This window comes from Marinobacterium aestuarii, assembly GCF_001651805.1.
Taxonomy (GTDB): Bacteria; Pseudomonadota; Gammaproteobacteria; order Pseudomonadales; family Balneatricaceae; genus Marinobacterium_A; species Marinobacterium_A aestuarii.
In genome coordinates this window covers 2223909-2244245 of the sequence record NZ_CP015839.1, presented here as the reverse complement: position 1 = coordinate 2244245, position 20337 = coordinate 2223909, and the positions used below count along the sequence as shown (strand labels likewise).

The window sequence follows — 20337 nt, the reverse complement described above, 5'->3', positions numbered from 1 at the left end:
GCAGCAACCACACGATTGTCAAGGATGCTTATCTGTGCCCAGCTCTGACTACCAAATTCGTGCGCAACAAGCCATAGATCACGCCTTTCTTCAGCGCCTCTACGCCTCCACCCGCACCACAGAACTGTCCGCCTTTGGCTGGGAAGTATCGGCGATCAATGCCTTTTTGCAACAGCAGTTTTTGCTGCAGTCACGCTACTACCAGGACCATTTCCCCAACGCAGATTTCTGGCTGATCGAACGCCACGACCAGCCAATTGGCCGGCTTTATCTCTTGTGGGACCAGGCCTCCGTGCAACTGATCGATATCGCCCTGCTGCCCGAACAGCGTGGTGCAGGCCTGGGGAGCCGGTTGCTCAATGAGCTGCTGGCCCGCACCGATACCTGCGGCCTTGCCGTCAAACTTCATGTTGAATCACACAATCCGGCGTTGCGCCTTTACCTGCGCCTGGGCTTTGGCATCATCGCCGACAAGGGCGTTTATCTGGAAATGCAGCGGCCTCCCCGGTCGGCAACCACAGACCGTTTCGCCGATGTAACGCTCCCCAAACTCTGGCCGGATCAAAACATGCCACTTAGCCTCCCCTCTGCGGAGCGCGTAGCGGCGCGGCCAAACTAAGGTCTGGAACAACACAAAATTGCCATAGTGGCAACGGAGTACGGGCACCTCTGAACGCCCGTACACAATAAGCACGACAAGGAGAATAATAATGAGTGAACCCTTTATCGGCGAAATCCGCCTGGCCGGTTTTGACTTTGCCCCCCGCGGCTGGGCCAAGTGTGACGGTCAGCTATTGCCCATTTCCCAAAATACCTCGCTGTTTTCGTTGCTTGGCACCCAGTACGGCGGCGACGGTGTCACCACTTTCGCCCTGCCCGACCTGCGCGGACGCAGCCCGGTCGGGGCCGGCCATGGCCCTGGACTCGAGACTATCATTCAGGGAAAAACAGGCGGCACTGAGTCCGTGACTCTGCAACAAGCCCAACTGCCATCTCACAGCCACCAGGCCCAGGCAAGCATTGCCATTCCGGCCAACAGCACCAGCTCCGATACGACCCCGGCACCGGCTACCAACACCGTACTGGGACCGGCCAGCAACTCAGGTCGACCCGGCGCCCTTTACAGCACCGAAACGCCCAACACTACACTGGAACCCTTTAACAACCCCGTGACGGTGCAGCCGACAGGCGGCAGCCAACCTGTACAGATCCGCAATCCCTTTCTGGGCAGCAACTTCATCATCGCACTGCAAGGCCTCTACCCTTCGCGTAACTGATGACCCGCGCCGCCAATCCTGTCACTGGGCAGGACTGGCGGTACAGCAGGTATTCAACACCCAAAGACATCACTGTATGCGGCTCTCGACACTGCGTGGCGGCGACATGGATAGCACGGAGACAGCTTATGAAGTGGTTCACTAACTCAGGCAGAAGAACAGGGGCCGGCATGCATGCCCGCTCCGCAGCGGCGGTTGCACCTCTGGCCATGGCACTGGAACCACGCATGCTGTTCGACGGCGCCATTGCGGCCACCGTGATCGATACCCAGGACAGCAGCCCGGAGCCTGCCTCTGCAGACGATACATCTTCCGCTCCAGGCATAGACGCTACTGCGGTCGCGGGCAGTGCCGACAACCGCCAGGAAATCGTCTTCGTCGACACCCAGGTGCAGGACTACCAGCAGCTGCTGGCCGGGCTGCCCGCGGACGTCGAGGTAGTGATGTTTGATGGCTCCAGTGATGGCTTGCAGGTTATCGCCGATACGCTGGCCGGGCGCAGTGCTATCGATGCCATCCATATTCTCAGCCACGGCGACAACGGCCAGGTGCAACTGGGCAACGACTGGTTTGACAGCGCCGATATCGCCGCGCGCGGTGATCTGCTTGCCACGATCGGCCAGTCGATGAGCGAGGATGGCGATATCCTGCTCTACGGCTGTACCCTAGGCGGTGATGGTGCCGGCGTGGAGTTTATCGACGCCCTGGCCAGCGCCACGGGGGCGGATATTGCCGCCTCCAATGACCTGACCGGCGCGGCTGACAAGGGCGGCGACTGGGTACTTGAATCCTCATCAGGCGCCATAGAAACTCAATCGCTGGCATCCTATGACTACAGTCACTTGCTGGCGGTTCCCGCTGACCAAAATTTCGATGGCGAAGCCGTTGCCAGCCTGGGCAGCAACTCGGTCACCATCGGCAACGTCACTTACACCAATAACGACAGTTTCAATATTGCCATTGTCAATAATGGTGATCTCGCCTCAGGCGCCGACCATGCTCTGGCTTTCCGAAGTACCGGGTTCGGCACCTCCACGGAAGTCAGTTTCAAATCGGCAGACGGCTCCGAGTTCAAGCTCAACAGTTTCGATATTTCCAGCGGCCTCGGTGGTACTTTGGTATTTACCGTCAAGGGATATCGCGATAACGCCGAAGTCGCCAGCACCACCTTTGACGTTAGTGGCCTTTTCGCTGGAACCTTGAATGTCGCGGGAGACAGTAGCTGGGAAAATATTGACGAAGTCCGGATCAGCGGAACGGATCTGGATGTCGACATAGATAATCTGGACTTTGGCGCAGCTGTAGCCGCGGCTCCCCCCACCATTACCCGCGCCACCTACAATGCCGCCACCGGTGTGCTCACCGCCACCGGCACCAACATGACCACCGGCGACAATATCGATGTGAGCACACTCACGCTCACCGGTGAAGGCGGCAGCACCTACACCCTGACTGACAGCAGCAACGTGACGGCCAGCAGCAGCACCACTTTCTCCGTCACCCTCAGTGCTACCGACAAGGCCGCACTGAACCTGATCGCCAACAGGAATGGCTCCAGCTCCACCGGCGGTACCACATTCAACCTCGCCGCTGCAGATGACTGGAATGCAAACGTTACTGCGGGCGACACCGCAGATGCCACTAATGCCGTGACCGTCAGCAGCGTCGCCACACCCACCATTAGCCGCGCCACCTACGATGCCGACACGGGTGCAATGGTGGTCAGCGGTAGCGATTTCCTGTCCCGCAGCGGTGCCAGCAATGATATAGTCGCCAGCAAGTTCACGCTGACCGGTGAAGGCGGCGCCACCTACACCCTGACCGATACGGCCAATGTCGAGGTCACCTCAGGCACCAGCTTTACCCTGACCCTGAGCGCCACCGATTTGGCCCAGCTTAACCTAATCATGAACAACAACGGCACCAGCTCCACCGGCGCCACTACCTACAACCTGGCCGCTGCCGAAGACTGGGCCGCCGGCGCCGATGTGACTGTGGCGGTCGCCGACCTCACCAGCAATGGCATTACCGTCAGTAACGCAGCGGATACGACCCCGCCGACCGCCTCCATCCTGGTCGCCGACACGGCACTGGCGGCCGGTGAGACATCACTGGTAACCATCAGCTTTAGTGAAGCCGTCACCGGGCTCACCAGCGCCGACTTTACAGTCGCCAATGGCGCATTGAGCGGGCTGGGTAGTACTGATGGTGGTATCACCTGGACCGCAACCCTCACCCCCACGGCCGATGTGACAGACACCAGTAACCTCGTGACCCTCGATAACAGCGGCGTTGCGGACACCGCGGGCAATGCCGGTAGCGGCAGCACGAATTCCAACAACTATGCCATCGATACCCTGCGCCCCACCGCGAGCATTGTGGTGGCCGATAGCTCGCTGATCGCCGGTGAAACCTCAGGCGTTACCATTAGCTTTAATGAAGCGGTGACCGGCCTGACCAGCGCCGACTTTACAGTCGCCAATGGCGCATTGAGCGGACTGGGTAGTACTGATGGCGGCATCACCTGGACTGCAACCCTGACCCCCAGCGCCGATGTGACCGACGCCAGCAACCTCGTGACCCTCGATAACACCGGCGTTGCCGATACCGCGGGCAATGCCGGCACAGGCAGCACGGACTCCAACAACTACGCCATCGATACCCTGCGCCCCACGGCAAACATCGTGGTGGCTGACACAGCACTGGCGGCCGGTGAAACCTCCGGCGTTACCATTACCTTCAGTGAAGCCGTCACCGGCTTGACCGTCGGCGACTTCACAGTGGCCAACGGTGTGCTCTCCAGCCTCAGTTCTGCCGACGGCGGTATCAGCTGGACGGCAACACTCACTCCCAGCACCAGCGTGGAAGACAGCAGCAACCTGATCAGCCTGGATAACACCGGCGTTGCCGATACCGCGGGCAATGCCGGCACAGGCAGCACGGATTCGAACAACTACGCCATCGATACCCTGCGTCCCACGGCAAGCATCGTGGTGGCTGACACCGCGCTGGCGGCTGGTGAGACATCCGGCGTCACCATTACCTTCAGTGAGGCGGTAACGGGCCTGACCGTCGGCGACTTCAGCGTCGCCAATGGCGCGCTCTCCAGCCTCAGCAGTGCCGATGGCGGCATCAGCTGGACGGCGACCCTGACCCCCACTGCCGATATAACAGACGCCAGCAACCTCGTGACCCTCAATAACACCGGCGTTGCGGATAGCACGGGCAATGCAGGCACAGGCAGCACGGACTCGAACAACTACGCCATCGATACCCTGCGCCCCACCGCCTCGATTGTTGTCGCCGACACAGCACTGAGCGCCGGCGAAACGTCCGGCGTCACCATTACCTTCAGTGAAGCCGTGACCGGCCTGACCGTCGGCGACTTCAGCGTCGCCAATGGCGTGCTCTCAGGCCTCAGTTCTGCCGATGGCGGCATCAGCTGGACGGCAACCCTCACGCCCAGCACCAGCGTGGAAGACAGCAGCAACCTCGTGACCCTCGATAACACTGGCGTTGCGGATAGCGCCGGCAATGCAGGCACAGGCAGCACGGACTCCAACAACTACGCCATCGATACCCTGCGCCCGACGGCCTCGATTGTGGTGGCCGACACGGCACTGGCGGCCGGTGAAACCTCCGGCGTTACCATTACCTTCAGTGAAGCCGTCACCGGCCTGACCGGCGGCGATTTCACAGTGGCCAATGGCGTGCTATCAGGCCTCAGCTCTGCCGATGGCGGCATTACTTGGACGGCAACCCTCACGCCCAGCGCCAGCGTGGAAGACAGCAGCAACCTGATCAGCTTGGATAATACTGGCGTTGCGGATAGCGCCGGCAATGCAGGCACAGGCAGCACGGATTCGAACAACTACGCCATCGATACCCTGCGTCCCACGGCAAGCATCGTGGTGGCTGACACCGCGCTGGCGGCCGGTGAGACCTCAGGCGTTACCATCACCTTCAGTGAAGCCGTCACCGGCCTGACCGTCGGCGACTTCAGCGTCGCCAATGGCGTGCTCTCGGGCCTCAGCAGTGCCGATGGCGGCATCAGCTGGACCGCAACCCTGACACCCAGCGCCAGCGTGGAAGACAGCAGTAACCTGATCAGCCTGGATAACACCGGCGTAGCGGACACTGCGGGCAATGCCGGCAGCGGCAGCACGGATTCGAACAACTACGCCATCGACACCCTGCGCCCAACGGCCTCTATTGTTGTCGCCGATACCTCGCTGATCGCCGGTGAAACCTCCGGCGTTACCATTACCTTCAGTGAGGCGGTAACGGGCCTGACCGTCGGCGACTTCAGCGTCGCCAATGGCGTACTCTCCAGCCTCAGCAGTGCCGACGGCGGCATCAGCTGGACCGCGACCCTCACGCCCAGCACCAGCGTGGAAGACAGCAGCAACCTCGTGACCCTCGATAACACCGGCGTTGCCGATAGCGCGGGCAATACTGGCACAGGCAGCACGGACTCCAACAACTACGCCATCGATACCCTGCGACCCACCGCCTCGATAGTAGTGGCCGATACAGCGCTGGCGGCCGGTGAAACCTCCGGCGTTACCATTACCTTCAGTGAGGCGGTAACGGGCCTGACCGTCGGCGACTTCAGCGTCGCCAATGGCGTACTCTCCAGCCTCAGCAGTGCCGATGGCGGCATCAGCTGGACCGCGACCCTCACGCCCAGCACCAGCGTGGAAGACAGCAGCAACCTCGTGACCCTCGATAACACCGGCGTTGCCGATACTGCGGGCAATACCGGCTCTGGCAGCACGGATTCGAACAACTACGCCATCGATACCCTGCGTCCCACGGCAAGCATCGTGGTGGCTGACACCGCGCTGGCGGCCGGTGAGACATCCCTGGTCACCATTACCTTCAATGAAGCCGTTACCGGCCTGAGCGTCGGCGACTTCAGCGTCGCCAATGGCGTGCTCTCGGGCCTCAGCTCTGCCGACGGCGGTATCAGCTGGACGGCAACACTCACCCCCAGCGCCGATGTAACAGACACCAGCAACCTCGTGACCCTCGATAACACCGGCGTTGCCGATACTGCGGGCAATGCCGGCAGCGGCAGCACGGACTCCAACAACTACGCCATCGATACCCTGCGCCCCACGGCAAGCATCGTGGTAGCTGACACAGCACTGATCGCCGGTGAAACCTCAGGCGTTACCATTAGCTTTAATGAAGCCGTCACCGGCCTGACCAGCGGCGACTTCACAGTGGCCAACGGCAGTCTCAGCGGCCTCGCCACCACCGATGGCGGTATCAGCTGGACCGCAACCCTGACGCCGTCGGCCGATATCGAAGACAGCAGCAACCTGATCAGCCTGGATAACAGCGGCGTTGCCGATACTGCGGGCAATGCCGGCAGCGGCAGCACGGACTCCAACAACTACGCCATCGATACCCTTATTCCTGCAGTGACTTCGGTTGCCGTGCCTGCCGACGGCACTTATGTCGCAGGACAGAGCCTCGATTTCACCGTCAACCTGAGTGAAGCAGTCCTGGTCGATACGACCGGCGGTACGCCGCGCCTGGCCGTTACCCTCGATGTTGGCGGTACTGTCTATGCCGACTATGTTTCGGGCTCCGGCAGTACAGCGCTGCTTTTCAGCCTGACCGTCCTTGGCGGTCAGCTCGATACCAACGGTATCGCACTGGGTACAAACATCGAACTTAACGGCGCGACCCTGAGCGATGGTGCCGGCAACAATGCCACCAGCGCACTTAACAGCATTGGCTCTACCGCCGCCGTACTGATCGATGCCGTGGCACCCTCCGCGACCTCGATCAGCGTGCCGAGCGACGGCGCTCTGGTCGACGGTGAAATGTATTTTGAGCTGGTGTTTGATGAAGCTGTGTCCGGTGTCGACATCGGCGACTTCAGCCTGCTCGCCACCGGCAATGTGATCGGCACCCTGGATAACGTGCAACAAATCGACCCAAGTACCTATCGGATAATGCTGACCGGCATCAACGGCAATGGCTCACTGAGCCTGTCGCTGAACGCCATTGGCAGCGGTATCGAAGACAACGCCGGCAACCCTCTGGCCGCCGGGCTCACAGGCCCAGGCTATGACGTTGCGACCCTGACGGGAGATCCGGAGTTTCGTACCAGCACCCTCGGCGCCAGGCCTGCGAGTACGGCATCTCCCCTGTTCGCACCTGCCATACCTGAAATACCACCTTCGCCATACCAGTCGCCGTTGCAGCCACCGCAGCTGTTTGCTGCACCGACACTCGGCAGTGGCATCCCGACGCTCAGCGCCCTCTTTATCAACAATGGAGCCCCGGCACCCAGTTATATCGCCCAGGTTTTTGGCGGCAATGGCCACGGCCAGGGTTTTCTCGAATTCGGCGGTAGCGATGCCGGTGTCTTTGGCCACAGTACCCTGTCGAATATTTTCGACCCGGATTCAGAACTGGAGCCCATATCTTTGCCAACAGGGTTGGGTGACGTCTTTGGCACACCCGGCTCCGGCGCCCCGACACTGGGCCAGCAGTTAGAGCACATGCAGAACACCGAGCAACGTCAGATAGAACAACTCGCCAAAGCCTTGAGCGAGATTCAGCCTGGCGAACCACATGCCTGATCAGGAATGCGACCAGAAATTCAGCCGCGACAAGGGGGCGGCCCAAGGATGAAAACAAGCCATAAAGTATTCAGCACCAGCCTGCTGGTGCTGGCCATCAGCGGTTGCGCTGTCACCAGCCAGCCGATTGATCGCAGTATCAGCGAGCAACGCGCCAAGGCCGACCTGCTCAACATGTTCAAGGATCAGGAGCCGCTTGCCGGCGAACTGACACTGCACGACGCCATGGCACGGGCCTTGAAATACAACCTCGAAGGTCGCCTCAAGATCATGGAAGAAGCCCTGGCCAATCGCCAGCTCGACCTTTCCAGCTTCGATATGCTGCCACGCCTGGCGCTGCAGGCCGGCTACGCCGGACGCAGCAATATCAGCGCCTCCAGCAGCGAAAGCATTCAGACCGGCACCCAGTCACTGGAGCCATCCACCTCTCAGGATCGCGAGCGCGGTGTGGCAGACCTGACCATGGTATGGAACGTACTGGACTTCGGTGTCAGCTACGTCAGCGCCAAGCAGCAGGCCGACCAGCGCCTGATCGTGCAGGAGCGGCGCCGCAAGGTGGTGCATACCATTATTCAGGACGTACGCTCGGCCTATTGGCGTGCCATGGCGGCCGAAGGCCTGCTGACGAAAATTGACAGCCTGATGGCCCGCGTTGATACCGCACGCGCGAATAGCCAGCGTTTGAGTGAAGAGCGTATCGGCGACCCGATTCAGGCCCTGAGTTATCAGCGGGCCCTGATCGAAGCCACCCGCCAGCTCGAAGAACAGCACCGGGCGCTCTCCCTGGCCAAGACCGAACTGGCCGCGCTAATCAACCTGCCCATGGGCACGCCCTTCCGTCTGGCCGCTGCGGGTGGCTACGAGGAACCACAGCTGAAGGTGGAACTGAGTCAACTCGAAGAGGAAGCCCTGGCCAACAGACCCGAGCTGCGCGAGCAGGATTACCAGGCGCGCATCAGTGCCGCGGAAACACGCAAAGCCATGCTGCGACTGCTGCCGGGGCTTGAGTTCTCCGCCGGCAGGCACTACGACAGCAACTCCTTTCTGGTCAACCAGAGCTGGGCCGACTACGGCGTAAAGGTCACCTGGAACCTGTTTAATGTACTCTCGGGGCCGGCTGCAATCGATGTCGCCAAAGCCAGCGAAGCGGTTGCCGAAGCACGGCGCCAGGCTATGTCCATGGCCATCCTGGCCCAGGTTCATGTCGCCAATGCCAACTTTCACGAAGCCCTGCGCCAGTTCCATACCAGCCAGGAACTGGCGCAGCTTGATGGGCAGATCGTCGAACAGCTGCGCAATCGCTACAAGGCACAGGGGATCGGCGAGCTCGACCTGATCCAGGGTGAACTCAACACCCTGCAGGCAGACCTGCGTCGCGACCTCGCCTATGCTGCGCTTCGCAACAGCTACGGCCAGCTGTTCGCCAGTGCTGGCATGGACCCCCTGCCCGCCGAGCTGCCCTCAACCGGTCTGGACGCCATATCCCAGGCCCTGGCCAACAGCGAAGCCCGCTGGCAACAGGGCGACCTGCAACCCGGCTCCTGATCAGGAGCCCAGGCTTCACAACAAAGAACGCCGGGCGCAAAGCCCGGTATCGACATCGATTACTTTGCACTTTTCAGACGTGGTATCACACCAGAGCCCCTCCTAACCGCCCCTCGTCCATAGACAATATTGATTGGGAGGCAGGCTCACAGTACCGGCTTATTCAACAGCGCCAAAACGAGCGGTGTTTAAAGCAATTTTGGTAACGCCGTTGTCAGCTTCGGAATAAAAATAACGGCCAGCAAAATAATGCACATGACACCGAACAGCAGCATCGTTTCCTTTAGCGCCTTGTGCATGGGTATGCCGCCAATCGATGACGATATCAGCAGGCACAAGCCATAGGGAGGTGTTATCAGCCCCATCGACAGAGCAATGCAGGCAACCAGGCCAAAGTGCACCGTATCGATGCCAGCAGCCAAAACCGCGGGGACAAAGAGCGGTCCTATGATGATCGCAACAACCAATGCGTCCAGGAAGGTACCCAGCACCAGACAAATCAACGCAACCGCGATCAGAAGCACAGGCCCGCTGTCGATGCCACTGGCCAGCTCTGCCAGGATCACTGGCAAACGATAGTAAGACAGTAGATAACCGAACAGACCAGCAGATCCAAGACAGAAGAGCGACAGGCTTACCAGGCGTGCGCTTTCTCCCAACTGATGCCAAAGACTGGCGCCATTGAGGGTCCGATAGATAAGTGCCCCGAGCAATATTGCATACATGACTGCCAGGATCGACGCCTCCGTCGGCGTGGCGAAACCAAACATGATCCCACCGACGATAATCACCGGCAGGAACATGCCCAGCGCGGCTGACCGAAAACTGGCAGTCCATTGCTGGAAGGACTGGCGAGGCTCCATAGGAAAGCCCTCCCGCCTCGCCCGGTAGGCGGCATACAGCATTTGACTCATACCAATAAGCAGACCCGGCACCATACCGCCGGCAAACAGCTTGGCTACGGACGTATTGGTAATAGCGCCCCAGACAACCAGCATGATGCTTGGGGGAATTATGACGCCCATCACCGATGAGGCCGCGGTTATGGCCACCGCAAACTCTGCGCTATAGCCTTTTTTCTTCATCGCCGGAATTAGTACGGAACCCACCCCTGCCGTGTCTGCCGTCGAAGAACCCGATACACCGGCAAACAGCATACTGACGAAGATGTTGATATGGGCCAGTCCTCCCCTGAAATGCCCGACAGTAGCATCGGCAAACTTAATCAGACGATCTGTCACCGAGGTCGCATTCATCAAGTTGCCGGCCAACAAAAAGAACGGGACGGCCAGCAGTACGAAGCTGTCCAGGGTGTTATAGGTTCTTTGAGCGATCATGACCAGGGTCAGACGGTCTTCCAGTATTAGTGCCGGAAGGGCCGACATAAGCAGAGACACCGCAATTGGTACGCCCATTAGGATACAAAGGCTAAAGACCCCAAGCATCCAGAGTACGGGTTCGGGAATCATTTTCCAGCGCTCCCATTCAAGACATATTTTTTGTTCCGGCCAGGCAATATCATTTCTCCAAGATTAATGATCGCACCCAGCGCGATAAGGCCACCGCCCACAATCAGAGCGCTGTAGGTCCAGACGATGGGCAAGCCTGACGCAAAGGATATACGCCCCCAGCCACGCTGGGTGAACTGCACACCAGACACCAGGGTGAGAATGCCGCACACCATTACAATAAGCTGAACCACAATGTGCACCTTACGCTTGGTGGCAGGCGACAGGCCATCAACAAAGGCCGACATCAGGAAGTGTTCCTGTCTCAGGAAACCATAGCCGGCACCCAGCATCACCAGCCAGATAAGAAAGCCGCGGGAGACTTCCTCTGTCCACAACAATGGCGGCACAAAGGGCAGATGGCGGGCAAATACCTGATAGGCAACCAGCAAGCAAAGCGCTGACAAAACACTGGCCATCACCGACAGCAGTGCTTTCTCAAATAATATTCTCATGACCCTCTCCAGTATTGGTAAGGAATTGGCAGCGTAATAAATGACTGCTGCAAGCCTGGTGCTCCAGCAGCCAGACATTAATTACTGACTCAAGATGTCCCCAACCAACTCTTCCAGCCCCTGATTTTTAATGACAGGAACAAGCGCTTTTTGAACAAAGCTCTGGAAATTACCCTTGTCGACTTCAACGAGTTTCATGCCGTGCTCATTCGCAAGTTCCAAGCGACTGGCGGCGTCAAGTCGGTGTTCAAGCTCGTACTCAAATTCCGCAGCTTCCTTGCCTGCCTGAAGCACCGCAGCCTGATGCGCAGAGCTCAGAGACGCGAAGGTTTTGCCGGAGAACAGGAACGGACGGGTAACGATTTCGTGCTCGGTCAGCACATAGGTCTTTGCCTGCTCATAAAATTTCATTCGCAGAATCCACTCGGGCTCATTTTCCAGCCCGTCGACCACACCCAGCTGCAGGCCATTATAAATCTCGCCATAGGCCATAACAGTCGGTTGAATGCCGACTGAGCTCCAGGCGGTGGTCAGTATCTCGGATGGATGCAAGCGAATACGTAAGCCTTTCAGATCATCCAGGCTGGAAACCTCGGTGCGGGTAACCAGATTTCGTACCGAGCCACCAAAATAGCCAAGCACCTGAATATCAGCCTTGTCCTTAACAATAGCATTTATTTTATCGGCGACAGGGCCGTTTACCGTACGCTTCCAGTGCTCAAAATCACGGAAAACAAAGGGCACGACCAGCGCCTGAATCTGCGGGGCATATTCAGCCAGCACACCCGGTACGCCAACACCGATATCGATCTGGCCACCCTTGAGCTGCTCAAACGTTTCGTTGAGCCCGCCCAGCTGACCATCGTAAAAAACCTGAACCGTCAGCTCCCCCTGGGTCAGCTCCTCCAGACGCTCGCCGAATTTTTTCATGGCCTGCCCCTGCGCCGTGTCGGCCGGCCCTACGTTGGCCGCCACCAATTCCTTAGCCTGCGCAGTTAAAGGCATTGCCATAACGCACATGGCCAGGACACTCGCTTTAAAACACCGATTGATTTTCATTTTTATAATACCTTCCTTTATTGTTAGCATTTGATAAATGCCTGACTTGATCGGGTATGTACTCCATATTCACACAGCCGAATAGCCCGAATATCCAACTGTAAAACCCTGCGAACACATAAGGTCACCAGATTCGCTGTTAATCCTTTAACAAGCATTAACCCACCCCTGAAGGAGCGGGGATAAACTCCGCTACTGAGTGACGCCATAAACCGCCAGCAGCTGCTGCATGCGCTGTGCGGCGAGCTGTGGGTCTTTCAGCACCCCGGCTCTATCCGCCAGGCGAAAAACTTCAGCATAGTGACTGATGGAACGGCTCGACTGCATGCCGCCGGCCATGCTGAAGTGATCCTGATAACCGTTCAGCCAGGCGATGAATACCACGCCGGCCTTGTAGAACTGGGTCGGGGATTCAAAGATCTTGCGCGACAACGGGATGGTCGGCTGCATCAGGGCGCGGTATTGCTCATTGTTTCCCAGTGCCAGCGCTTCCAGCGCCTTTGCGGCCACAGGCGCAATGGGGTCGAAAATACCCAGCAAACCATGCGAGTAGTGCTGACCATCCCCCTCAATCAGCTCCGGGTAGTTGAAGTCATCACCGGTGAACATCTTGACGCCGGCAGGCAAACGCTTGCGCAGTTCACATTCATACTCTGTTTCCAGCAGCGAGATTTTGATGCCATCGATTTTATCGGCGTTGTCGTTGATGATCCCCGTCACCGTATCCATGTTCTGCCACACATCATTGCTGCCCCAGTAGCCGGCCAGCTGACCATCGAACATGTCGCCCAACCAGTGCAGTATCACCGGATTCCGGCAGCCTTGAATCAGTTCGTTATACAGGCATATATAGTCCTGCGGCCCCTTGGCTACAGCGGCCAGCGCCCGCGACGCCATCAGGATAATGCGCCCGCCCGCACCTTCAATCGCCTCGATCTGCTCGATATAAGCGCGCTTGACGTCATCCAGCGTCAAGCCTCTGAAGTCGGTCAGCTGATCGGTGCCGGCACCCGAGGCCAGATCCGCGCCTTCAATGCCGCGGGCCAGCTCCAGGCTGCGCTTGACCAACTCCAGTGCCGTGGGCCAGTCAACACCCATGCCGCGCTGGGCGGTGTCCATGGCTTCGGCGACCTTGAATCCCATGCTCCACAGGTGCTCGCGATAGGCCAGCGTCGCATCCCAATCCACCGCCACAGGCGAGACGCCAGGGTGACGTTCGGCCAGAGGATTCACCACCACATGGGCCGCGGCATAGACGGTGCGGGAAAAGGAGCCGGATGGCACGTAACTGCCATAGCCTTGAGAAACCAAATTGTAACGTTCCAATTTATTATCGACAGCTGGTAGCAAAATTGATGACATCTATGACCCCTCGAAATAGAGAACAAGTACCTGAAGCAACATGCCGCACGCCGGGAAATCGAGCCCAGGAGCGCGCGACACGCCAAGGATGTGCCGGTTGTTCCACGCATCCATATTTGCTAAGATCGCAAAATTAGAACGTTACAACAAGACTCTTCCAAATTCAACCACCCGTGCTGGCTAAAGCACCGATCACACTTACTGCACCGGGGTGCCCTGTGAACAGAAACAACATTACCATACCGGATGTGGCCAAGGCCGCTGGCGTGTCCAAGTCCACAGTATCCCTGGCACTGCAAGACAGCCCGAAACTCAAAACCGAAACCAAGAAAAAGGTCATGAAGGCCGCCAAGGAGCTCGGCTATGTCTACAACCGCACCGCCGCCAACCTGCGGCGCCGTTCCTCCGAAATGATTGGCATGGTTATCAACGACCTGACAAACCCTTTCTTTGCCGAGCTCGCGGTGGCACTGGAGCGCTGCTTTACCGATCTCGGCCTGGTCGTTATGATGGCCAACACCTCGGAAGACATCAAACAGCAGGAAAAAATCCTGCGTACCTTCTGCGAGCACGGTGCTGCGGGCATTCTGATCTGCCCGGTGTTCGGCACCACCCAGGATGACCTGGCACCCCACCTGGCCAAGGGCGTACCCGTGGTCAGTGTTATGCGCCAGATCGACGGCGACGAAATTGATTTTATCGCTCCGGACACCGAAGCCGGTACCGAGGCCGCGACCCAGCACCTGATCGATCAGGGCATGACACGACTGGCCTTTATGGGCGGGTTGCCTGAAACCAAGGTTTTCCAACACCGTCTGCGCGGCTTTATGGCCGCGATAGACAGAGCCGGCATCAGTCACGACCATATCGAAATTCTGCCCTGTATTCCCAACCGCACCGTGGCCAATGCCACCATAGCGCAACGCATTAGCCAGGGCGCCCTGCCACAGGGATTCGTCTGCTATAGCGATGTAGTAGCCTTCGGCGTGACCTTTGGCCTGGATCGCGCCGGTCTCAAGGCCGGCCGCGATATCGCCGTCACCGGATTTGATGATATCGAAGCCTGCACTACGCTGAGCCCAACCCTAACCAGCGTGCATGTTTTTACCGACCAGCTGGCCAAATTGGCCGCCGACAGCCTGATGAAACGTCTCAAGGACAGCAACCGTCCCATATCCAACCAGCTGGTTCGCACCAGACTGGAGATCCGGGAATCCTCACGTCTTATACCTCCCGCATAAAAGTCTAAACCAGGCTGACGCTGCCGGCGTTGACGTATTTCCGGTGATTCATCGACGTCCTGGCTCTGCCGTTAGTCTGCGCCCCACATAAAAAAGCGGCTGACCAGGTGGGTCAGCCGCAAAACTCCGCAGGTTGGACAAGACCTGTACAGCCCCGATAAACGCCTCGTGGGAAAGGCAGTTACCACCTGCAGAGCAGCCTATGCCCTTGCCTTCACCCCTGCTGCCATCCTTACATCGTGGCCTTGATCAGGTCCGCAGCCTTCTCCGCAATCATGATGGTGGGGGCGTTGGTGTTGGAGCTCGGCACCCGGGGCATCACCGATGAGTCGACGACCCTCAGGCCGTCAATACCTCGCACCCGCAGGTCTGGCCCCACCACACTGCGATCATCGTCTGCCGCGCCCATCTTGCAGGCCCCGACGGGATGATAATCGGTTTTTGAGTACCGCCTTGCATAGGCCATGATCTGTTCGTCGGTACGCGCCTCACTGCCCGGCATGGTTTCCTGCTTGATAAAGGGTCGAAAGGCAGGCTGTGCCATGATATCCCGCGCTAGCTTGAAGCCTTCTACCGACATCTTGCGATCGTACTCTTCGGCCCAGAAGTTGGGGTCGATCAGCGGCGCCGCTTCAGGGTCGCTGGAGCGCAGCCGGATACTGCCGCGGCTTTTGGGCCGCAACAGGGCCGAATTCAGCGTCACACCATTGCGGATTTGCTTCAGACCATGCTCAAGGCCTGAACCCGGCAGGAAATGGAACTGGATATCGGGTGAGCGAGCATCGGCGTCGGCATACCAGAAACCTCCGCCATCACAGAGGTTCGAGGCCACCGGTCCGCTGTTGAATAGCAGATACTGCAGCCCAGCCCAGGCATTCATGTACAGCGGCTTGTAGCGATCGAAACTGTAATCACCGCTGCACTCACTAACCACAAAGACGTCCATGTGGTCATGGAAATTTTCCCCGACGGCGGGCAGGTCGTGCAGCACCTCGATACCCACCTCTCGCAGATGCCGTGCCGGGCCAATGCCCGACAACATGAGCAGCTTGGGCGAGCCAACGGCACCGGAGGTCACCAGGACTTCTCGGGACGCCATCGCCCGGTGTGTCTCGTTACTGCCGCGCTTGCGATATTCAACACCTACGGCACGGTTGTTCTCCAGCAGTATCCGGCTGACTTGGGCTTTGGTGATGACCTTCAGGTTCGGGCGCCCCAGCGCCGGCTTGATATAGCCCACCGCCGTACTGCAACGTTTGCCGCCGCGATTGGTCACCTGGTAGTAACCAAACCCGTCTTGCGTCTGGCCATTGAAGTCCGATGAATAGGGAAAGCCGGCCTGCTGAGCGGCCCGCACGAATGTGCTGGTCAGTTCATGGGGCACAGGGTCTGAGACTTTCAGCGGCCCGTCCGTACCGTGGTAGTCGTTGCTCAGGCGGATATTATCTTCGGCCTTGCGAAAATACGGCAGGACCTCGGCATAGGACCAGCCTTCACAACCTTCCTCGCTTGCCCAGTCGTCGTAGTCCAGCGCATGCCCGCGGGTGTAGACCTGGGCATTGATGGAGCTGCCGCCCCCCATGACGCGGCCCTGGGGATACCAGACTTCGCGGTTATCCAGATGCTTCTGCGGTACCGTGCTGTAACCCCAGGTTGCCGTCTCACCGGTCAGCTTGGCAAAACCCGCCGGCATATGGATCAGCGGATTCGAGTCCGGGCTGCCGGCTTCCAGCAACAACACCCTGATATCGGGGTTTTCCGTCAGACGGTTGGCCAGAACACAGCCTGCCGAGCCGCCACCGGTAATGATGTAATCGTACATGCGCGACACCTGAGCCTTGCTCGTTTCAAAAGCGATTAATTGAAAGACCACCATCCAGCTGCAGCGTGCTGCCACTGGCGAAGGCCATGTCACCACGGGCAAAGGGCAATACTGCACGGCCAATGTCGCCCGGCTCACCCCAGCGCAGCGCCGGCACCAGCCCCTCGGCGATGCGCCGGTCGTATTTGTCGGAAACACCGGCCGTCATGCCGGTTTTGATAATCCCTGGACGCAACTCGAAGACGCCGATGTTATCGGCAGCCAGTCGCAGCGCGAACAGTTTCGTCATCATCCCCAGTGCCGCCTTGGACATGCAATAGTCACCGCGCTCAGGCGAGGCCATCTCCGCACTCACCGAAGACACCAGCAGCAGGGAGCGGTAATGGGGTGACGGATTAGCCAGCATCCAGCGCGCCACGGCCTGGGTCAGAAACAGGGTGCCTCGGGCGTTAATACCCATGACATGATCGAACGATTCAGGCGGCATCTCCAGCAAATCGCCACGCACCAGAGTGCCGACACCAGCATTGTTGACCAGGCAGTCCAGGCCACCACCCCAAGCCGTCACCTGTTCGATTAGCGCCTGGTGGGCCTCGATAGCACCCAGCTCGCTGGGGAAGTACTGCGCCCGTGCTCCCAGACTCTCACACTCGGCGATAATTTCGCCGCAGCTGTCGGTGGTACTGCGTGCGGTAAAGGCAACGTCGAAACCTGCCGCCGCCAGGCTATATACGATCGCCAGGCCTATGCCCTGGCGACCGCCAGTAACGAGGGCCACCGGCCGAGTAGTAGCGTTCATTGTGTCAACTCCGTCAGTTTTATATGGTCGGCCACCCGCAACGCCTGGGCGGCAATGGTCAGCGCCGGGTTCACCGCTGCCGATGTCGGCAGGAAGGAGGCGTCCATTACGAAAAGGTTTGAATGATCAAAGCTGCGGCAGTACGGGTCCAGCGGTGCACTGGCCGGATCATTGCCGATGCGCACGGTGCCGCACTGATGCGACGGCGTACGGCGGTCAAACGGCTGGCTCAGCACAATCGGATAGCCAGCGGCGCGCATCACCGCCTTGGCCTTTTTCAGCAGCTTGCGATGCGCCTGCATGTTGCTGCGCCGCCAGTCCAGCACAATGCGCCCGGCTGCATCTAGCCGCACCCGGCTGTCGGGGGATGGCAGGTCTTCACTCATGACGTACCAATCCACCGAATGGCGCGCCAGCCAGTTCATCGCAAAAAGCGGCGCCGCTTTGGCGTTGGCCTTGAGCATGCAGCCATCGACCTTGCCCAGCAGCTGTATATTGCCGAGCGGCCCACCGCCCTCACCGTCCGAGAGGTAAAAGTCGTTAATGGCCAGCGTCTTCTGATAGACGCTGTCATTGCGGCGCAGCGGATTGACAGCCAGCAGCGCGCTGCAGTTGTGGTTCATGAAATTGCGGCCCACCTGGTCTGAACTGTTGGCCAGCCCGGTGGGACATTGCGCGTTGGCGCTTCGCAGCAGGATGGCCGCACTGTTGATGGCGCCGGCACTGAGCACGAAGAGACCGGCATGAATCCGCTCCACCTCGCCATCACGCTCCAGTTCCACCGCACAGATGCGCTTGCCATCAGCTTCGGTATGCAGGCGCCGTACCCTAGCCCCGGTCATGAGAGTGACATTGGGATGCTCAAGCACCGGCCGCAGGGCCGCAGCCTCGGCATCCATCTTGCCGCAGCCCGTATCGGGGAAGGCGTCCCAGGGCGTATTGCCCCGTGCCAGCCAACGGTCGATATCCAGTGCCAACGGCAGGCTGAAGGGCCTGACACCGACCCTGTGCAGACGCTCCCGCACCCCAGCAATATCGGTCTCATCCGCTACTGCAGGTCCGACATAGCCCTTGGCACCCGAAGGTTCGCAGCTGTCTTCACCTTCGTTTCCGCGCACCCGATACAAAGCTTCGGCCTGCTGGTAGTAGGGCGCGAGCTGTGCATAATCGAACGGCCAGGCTGGCGATATACCCTCGTCAAACTTGAGCTCGCCAAAATCCTCCTCCCGGTAGCGCAGCATGACAGCACCATAGAACTTGGAGTTACCACCCAAGTAATAGTAATTACCGGGATTGAACAACTCGCCGTTGCCATCCAGCCACTGCTCCTGGGGGCGAAACCGGCCGTCAAAAAAGATGGCCTGGCTGTCCCTGGCATCCGCCGAGTCGGCCAGCGGCTGACCCCGCTCTATCATTAGAATCCTGGCGCCGCTGTCGGCCAAACGGTTCAGCAGGGTTGAACCGCCGATCCCAGAACCGATAATCACGATGTCGTACACTGAGTCCGTAGATTCACCCATGATATTGCTGCCCACTGTATGACTCCGACTAGCAAATACGATCGCCGGTGGCGAGATCGAAGGCGACGATTTGCGACACATCAAAGGCAAAGCGCGCCTCGCTGCCAGCATGGGCGGAAGCTCGGCTGCGCATCCGCCCTACCACCTCAACACCGCCCAGATGGGTGACAACAAACATGTCGGCACCGGTGGGCTCGGTCAGCTCCACCCGCAGCCCGGCCTCATGAATCACGCCCTCTGTGCGGTTGGCACTTTCAGGGTCTGTAATGGTTTCTGGCCGCAGGCCCACCGTGACGGTCTGATTGAGGTACTTCTCAACCGCCGTGTTGTCACGCCCCACGGGTAACAGCAGCGGTCGGCCCGCCTCGGCGGTATCAATTTCAAAGTTCAGCCGGCCTTCAACCTTGACCACCTTGCCGGTGACCAGATTCATTGACGGCGACCCCATGAAGCCGGCAACAAAGGTATTCACCGGGTTATGGTAGATCTCTTCCGGCGTACCAAACTGCTGTACCACACCACCATTCATAACCGCGATTTTGGTCGCCAGGGTCATGGCTTCAATCTGGTCGTGGGTTACATACACAATGGTGGCGCCCAGGCGCTGATGCAGTAGCTTGATCTCGGTACGCATGTCCACCCGCAGCTTGGCATCAAGGTTGGAAAGTGGCTCATCGAACAGAAACACTTGGGGGTCTCGCACCAGGGCACGCCCCATGGCCACGCGTTGGCGCTGACCGCCGGAAAGCTGAGAGGGCTTGCGTTTGAGCAGCGGCTCGATTTGCAGCATCTTGGCCACCCTTGCCACGGCGGCGTCCCGGTCAGATTTAGGCAGCTTACGCATTTCCAGGCCAAAGCTGATGTTCTTTTCCACCGTCATGTTGGGATACAGTGCATAGGACTGAAACACCATGGCAATATCCCGCTTCGACGGATGTACACCCTTCATGGCCCGCCCGTTGATACTGATCTCGCCATCGGTGATCTCATCCAGACCCGCGATCATGTTGAGCAATGTCGACTTGCCGCAACCCGACGGGCCGACCAGCACGAGGAAGTCCCCCTTGTTGATTTCTATATTGATGCGTTTGAGAACTTCCACGTCCTGGTAATGCTTGATGACGTTGTCGATATTCAGAAAGCTCAT

General features: G+C 59.0%; 13 protein-coding genes. 5 read left to right on the top strand and 8 right to left on the bottom strand.

The annotated features are described in order from the left end of the window. Positions 1 to 34: 34 nt before the first annotated feature. The 4 genes from A8C75_RS09875 to A8C75_RS09860 all read left to right on the top strand — a co-directional run bounded on the left by A8C75_RS09875 (position 35) and on the right by A8C75_RS09860 (position 9424). Positions 35 to 619: a GNAT family N-acetyltransferase gene (locus A8C75_RS09875; RefSeq protein ID WP_067381419.1), complete on the top strand. Its 585-nt coding sequence runs from the start codon at positions 35 to 37 to the stop codon at positions 617 to 619. 91 nt (positions 620 to 710) lie between these two features. Further along, positions 711 to 1277 carry a phage tail protein gene (locus tag A8C75_RS09870; RefSeq protein ID WP_067381416.1) on the top strand — a complete coding sequence of 189 codons (567 nt, stop codon included), beginning with the start codon at positions 711 to 713 and terminating at the stop codon, positions 1275 to 1277. Positions 1278 to 1405: 128 nt separating this feature from the next. Continuing rightward, a complete protein-coding gene (locus tag A8C75_RS09865) occupies positions 1406 to 7879 on the top strand; it encodes an Ig-like domain-containing protein (protein WP_227819880.1) in 6474 nt (2157 codons plus the stop codon). Positions 7880 to 7927: 48 nt separating this feature from the next. Continuing rightward, positions 7928 to 9424, top strand: coding sequence for a TolC family protein (locus tag A8C75_RS09860; RefSeq protein ID WP_067381409.1), 1497 nt, complete (start codon positions 7928 to 7930; stop codon positions 9422 to 9424). 188 nt (positions 9425 to 9612) lie between these two features. On the opposite strand, the gene A8C75_RS09855 is transcribed toward A8C75_RS09860, so the two are convergent. The 4 genes from A8C75_RS09855 to A8C75_RS09840 form a co-directional block, all read right to left on the bottom strand. Beyond that, positions 9613 to 10893, bottom strand: a complete 1281-nt coding sequence (locus A8C75_RS09855) for a TRAP transporter large permease (protein ID WP_067381406.1) — start codon at positions 10891 to 10893, stop codon at positions 9613 to 9615. Continuing rightward, a complete protein-coding gene (locus A8C75_RS09850) occupies positions 10890 to 11465 on the bottom strand; it encodes a TRAP transporter small permease (protein WP_084783932.1) in 576 nt (191 codons plus the stop codon). The genes A8C75_RS09855 and A8C75_RS09850 overlap by 4 nt, the downstream gene beginning before the upstream one ends. Positions 11466 to 11468: 3 nt before the next feature. Beyond that, complete coding sequence (locus A8C75_RS09845) at positions 11469 to 12446, bottom strand: TRAP transporter substrate-binding protein (RefSeq protein ID WP_157890257.1); 978 nt, start codon at positions 12444 to 12446, stop codon at positions 11469 to 11471. Positions 12447 to 12638: 192 nt separating this feature from the next. Then, positions 12639 to 13808: a dihydrodipicolinate synthase family protein gene (locus tag A8C75_RS09840; RefSeq protein WP_067381396.1), complete on the bottom strand. Its 1170-nt coding sequence runs from the start codon at positions 13806 to 13808 to the stop codon at positions 12639 to 12641. Between the two features lie 218 nt (positions 13809 to 14026). Here A8C75_RS09840 and A8C75_RS09835 point away from each other — a divergent pair, with 218 nt between their 5' ends. Further along, entirely contained in the window at positions 14027 to 15049 is a 1023-nt protein-coding gene (locus A8C75_RS09835; protein ID WP_067381394.1) for a LacI family DNA-binding transcriptional regulator, read from the top strand. A 232-nt stretch (positions 15050 to 15281) separates the two neighbouring features. Here A8C75_RS09835 and A8C75_RS09830 read toward each other — a convergent pair whose 3' ends face one another. The 4 genes from A8C75_RS09830 to A8C75_RS09815 are packed head-to-tail and all read right to left on the bottom strand — an operon-like array spanning position 15282 to position 20337. Then, positions 15282 to 16871 (bottom strand): GMC family oxidoreductase, encoded by a 1590-nt coding sequence (locus A8C75_RS09830; RefSeq protein WP_067381391.1) that lies wholly within the window; start codon positions 16869 to 16871, stop codon positions 15282 to 15284. Between the two features lie 25 nt (positions 16872 to 16896). Beyond that, positions 16897 to 17670, bottom strand: a complete 774-nt coding sequence (locus tag A8C75_RS09825; protein ID WP_067381388.1) for a 3-ketoacyl-ACP reductase — start codon at positions 17668 to 17670, stop codon at positions 16897 to 16899. Next, on the bottom strand, positions 17667 to 19205 hold the full coding sequence (locus A8C75_RS09820) for an FAD-dependent oxidoreductase (protein ID WP_227819879.1): 1539 nt from the start codon (positions 19203 to 19205) through the stop codon (positions 17667 to 17669). Before A8C75_RS09820 ends, A8C75_RS09825 begins: the two co-directional genes overlap by 4 nt. 13 nt (positions 19206 to 19218) lie before the next feature. After that, positions 19219 to 20337, bottom strand: a complete 1119-nt coding sequence (locus tag A8C75_RS09815) for an ABC transporter ATP-binding protein (RefSeq protein ID WP_067381385.1) — start codon at positions 20335 to 20337, stop codon at positions 19219 to 19221.

Bases quoted from the DNA above. Each gene is read 5' to 3' on its own strand.
- A8C75_RS09865 (WP_227819880.1), top strand. From the start codon at position 1,406: ATGAAGTGGTTCACTAACTCAGGCAGAAGAACAGGGGCCGGCATGCAT.
- A8C75_RS09855 (WP_067381406.1), bottom strand. From the start codon at position 10,893: ATGATTCCCGAACCCGTACTCTGGATGCTTGGGGTCTTTAGCCTTTGT.
- A8C75_RS09830 (WP_067381391.1), bottom strand. From the start codon at position 16,871: ATGTACGATTACATCATTACCGGTGGCGGCTCGGCAGGCTGTGTTCTG.
- A8C75_RS09850 (WP_084783932.1), bottom strand. From the start codon at position 11,465: ATGTCTGGCTGCTGGAGCACCAGGCTTGCAGCAGTCATTTATTACGCT.
- A8C75_RS09870 (WP_067381416.1), top strand. From the start codon at position 711: ATGAGTGAACCCTTTATCGGCGAAATCCGCCTGGCCGGTTTTGACTTT.
- A8C75_RS09845 (WP_157890257.1), bottom strand. From the start codon at position 12,446: ATGAAAATCAATCGGTGTTTTAAAGCGAGTGTCCTGGCCATGTGCGTT.
- A8C75_RS09825 (WP_067381388.1), bottom strand. From the start codon at position 17,670: ATGAACGCTACTACTCGGCCGGTGGCCCTCGTTACTGGCGGTCGCCAG.
- A8C75_RS09860 (WP_067381409.1), top strand. From the start codon at position 7,928: ATGAAAACAAGCCATAAAGTATTCAGCACCAGCCTGCTGGTGCTGGCC.
- A8C75_RS09840 (WP_067381396.1), bottom strand. From the start codon at position 13,808: ATGTCATCAATTTTGCTACCAGCTGTCGATAATAAATTGGAACGTTAC.
- A8C75_RS09815 (WP_067381385.1), bottom strand. From the start codon at position 20,337: ATGAGCTTTCTGAATATCGACAACGTCATCAAGCATTACCAGGACGTG.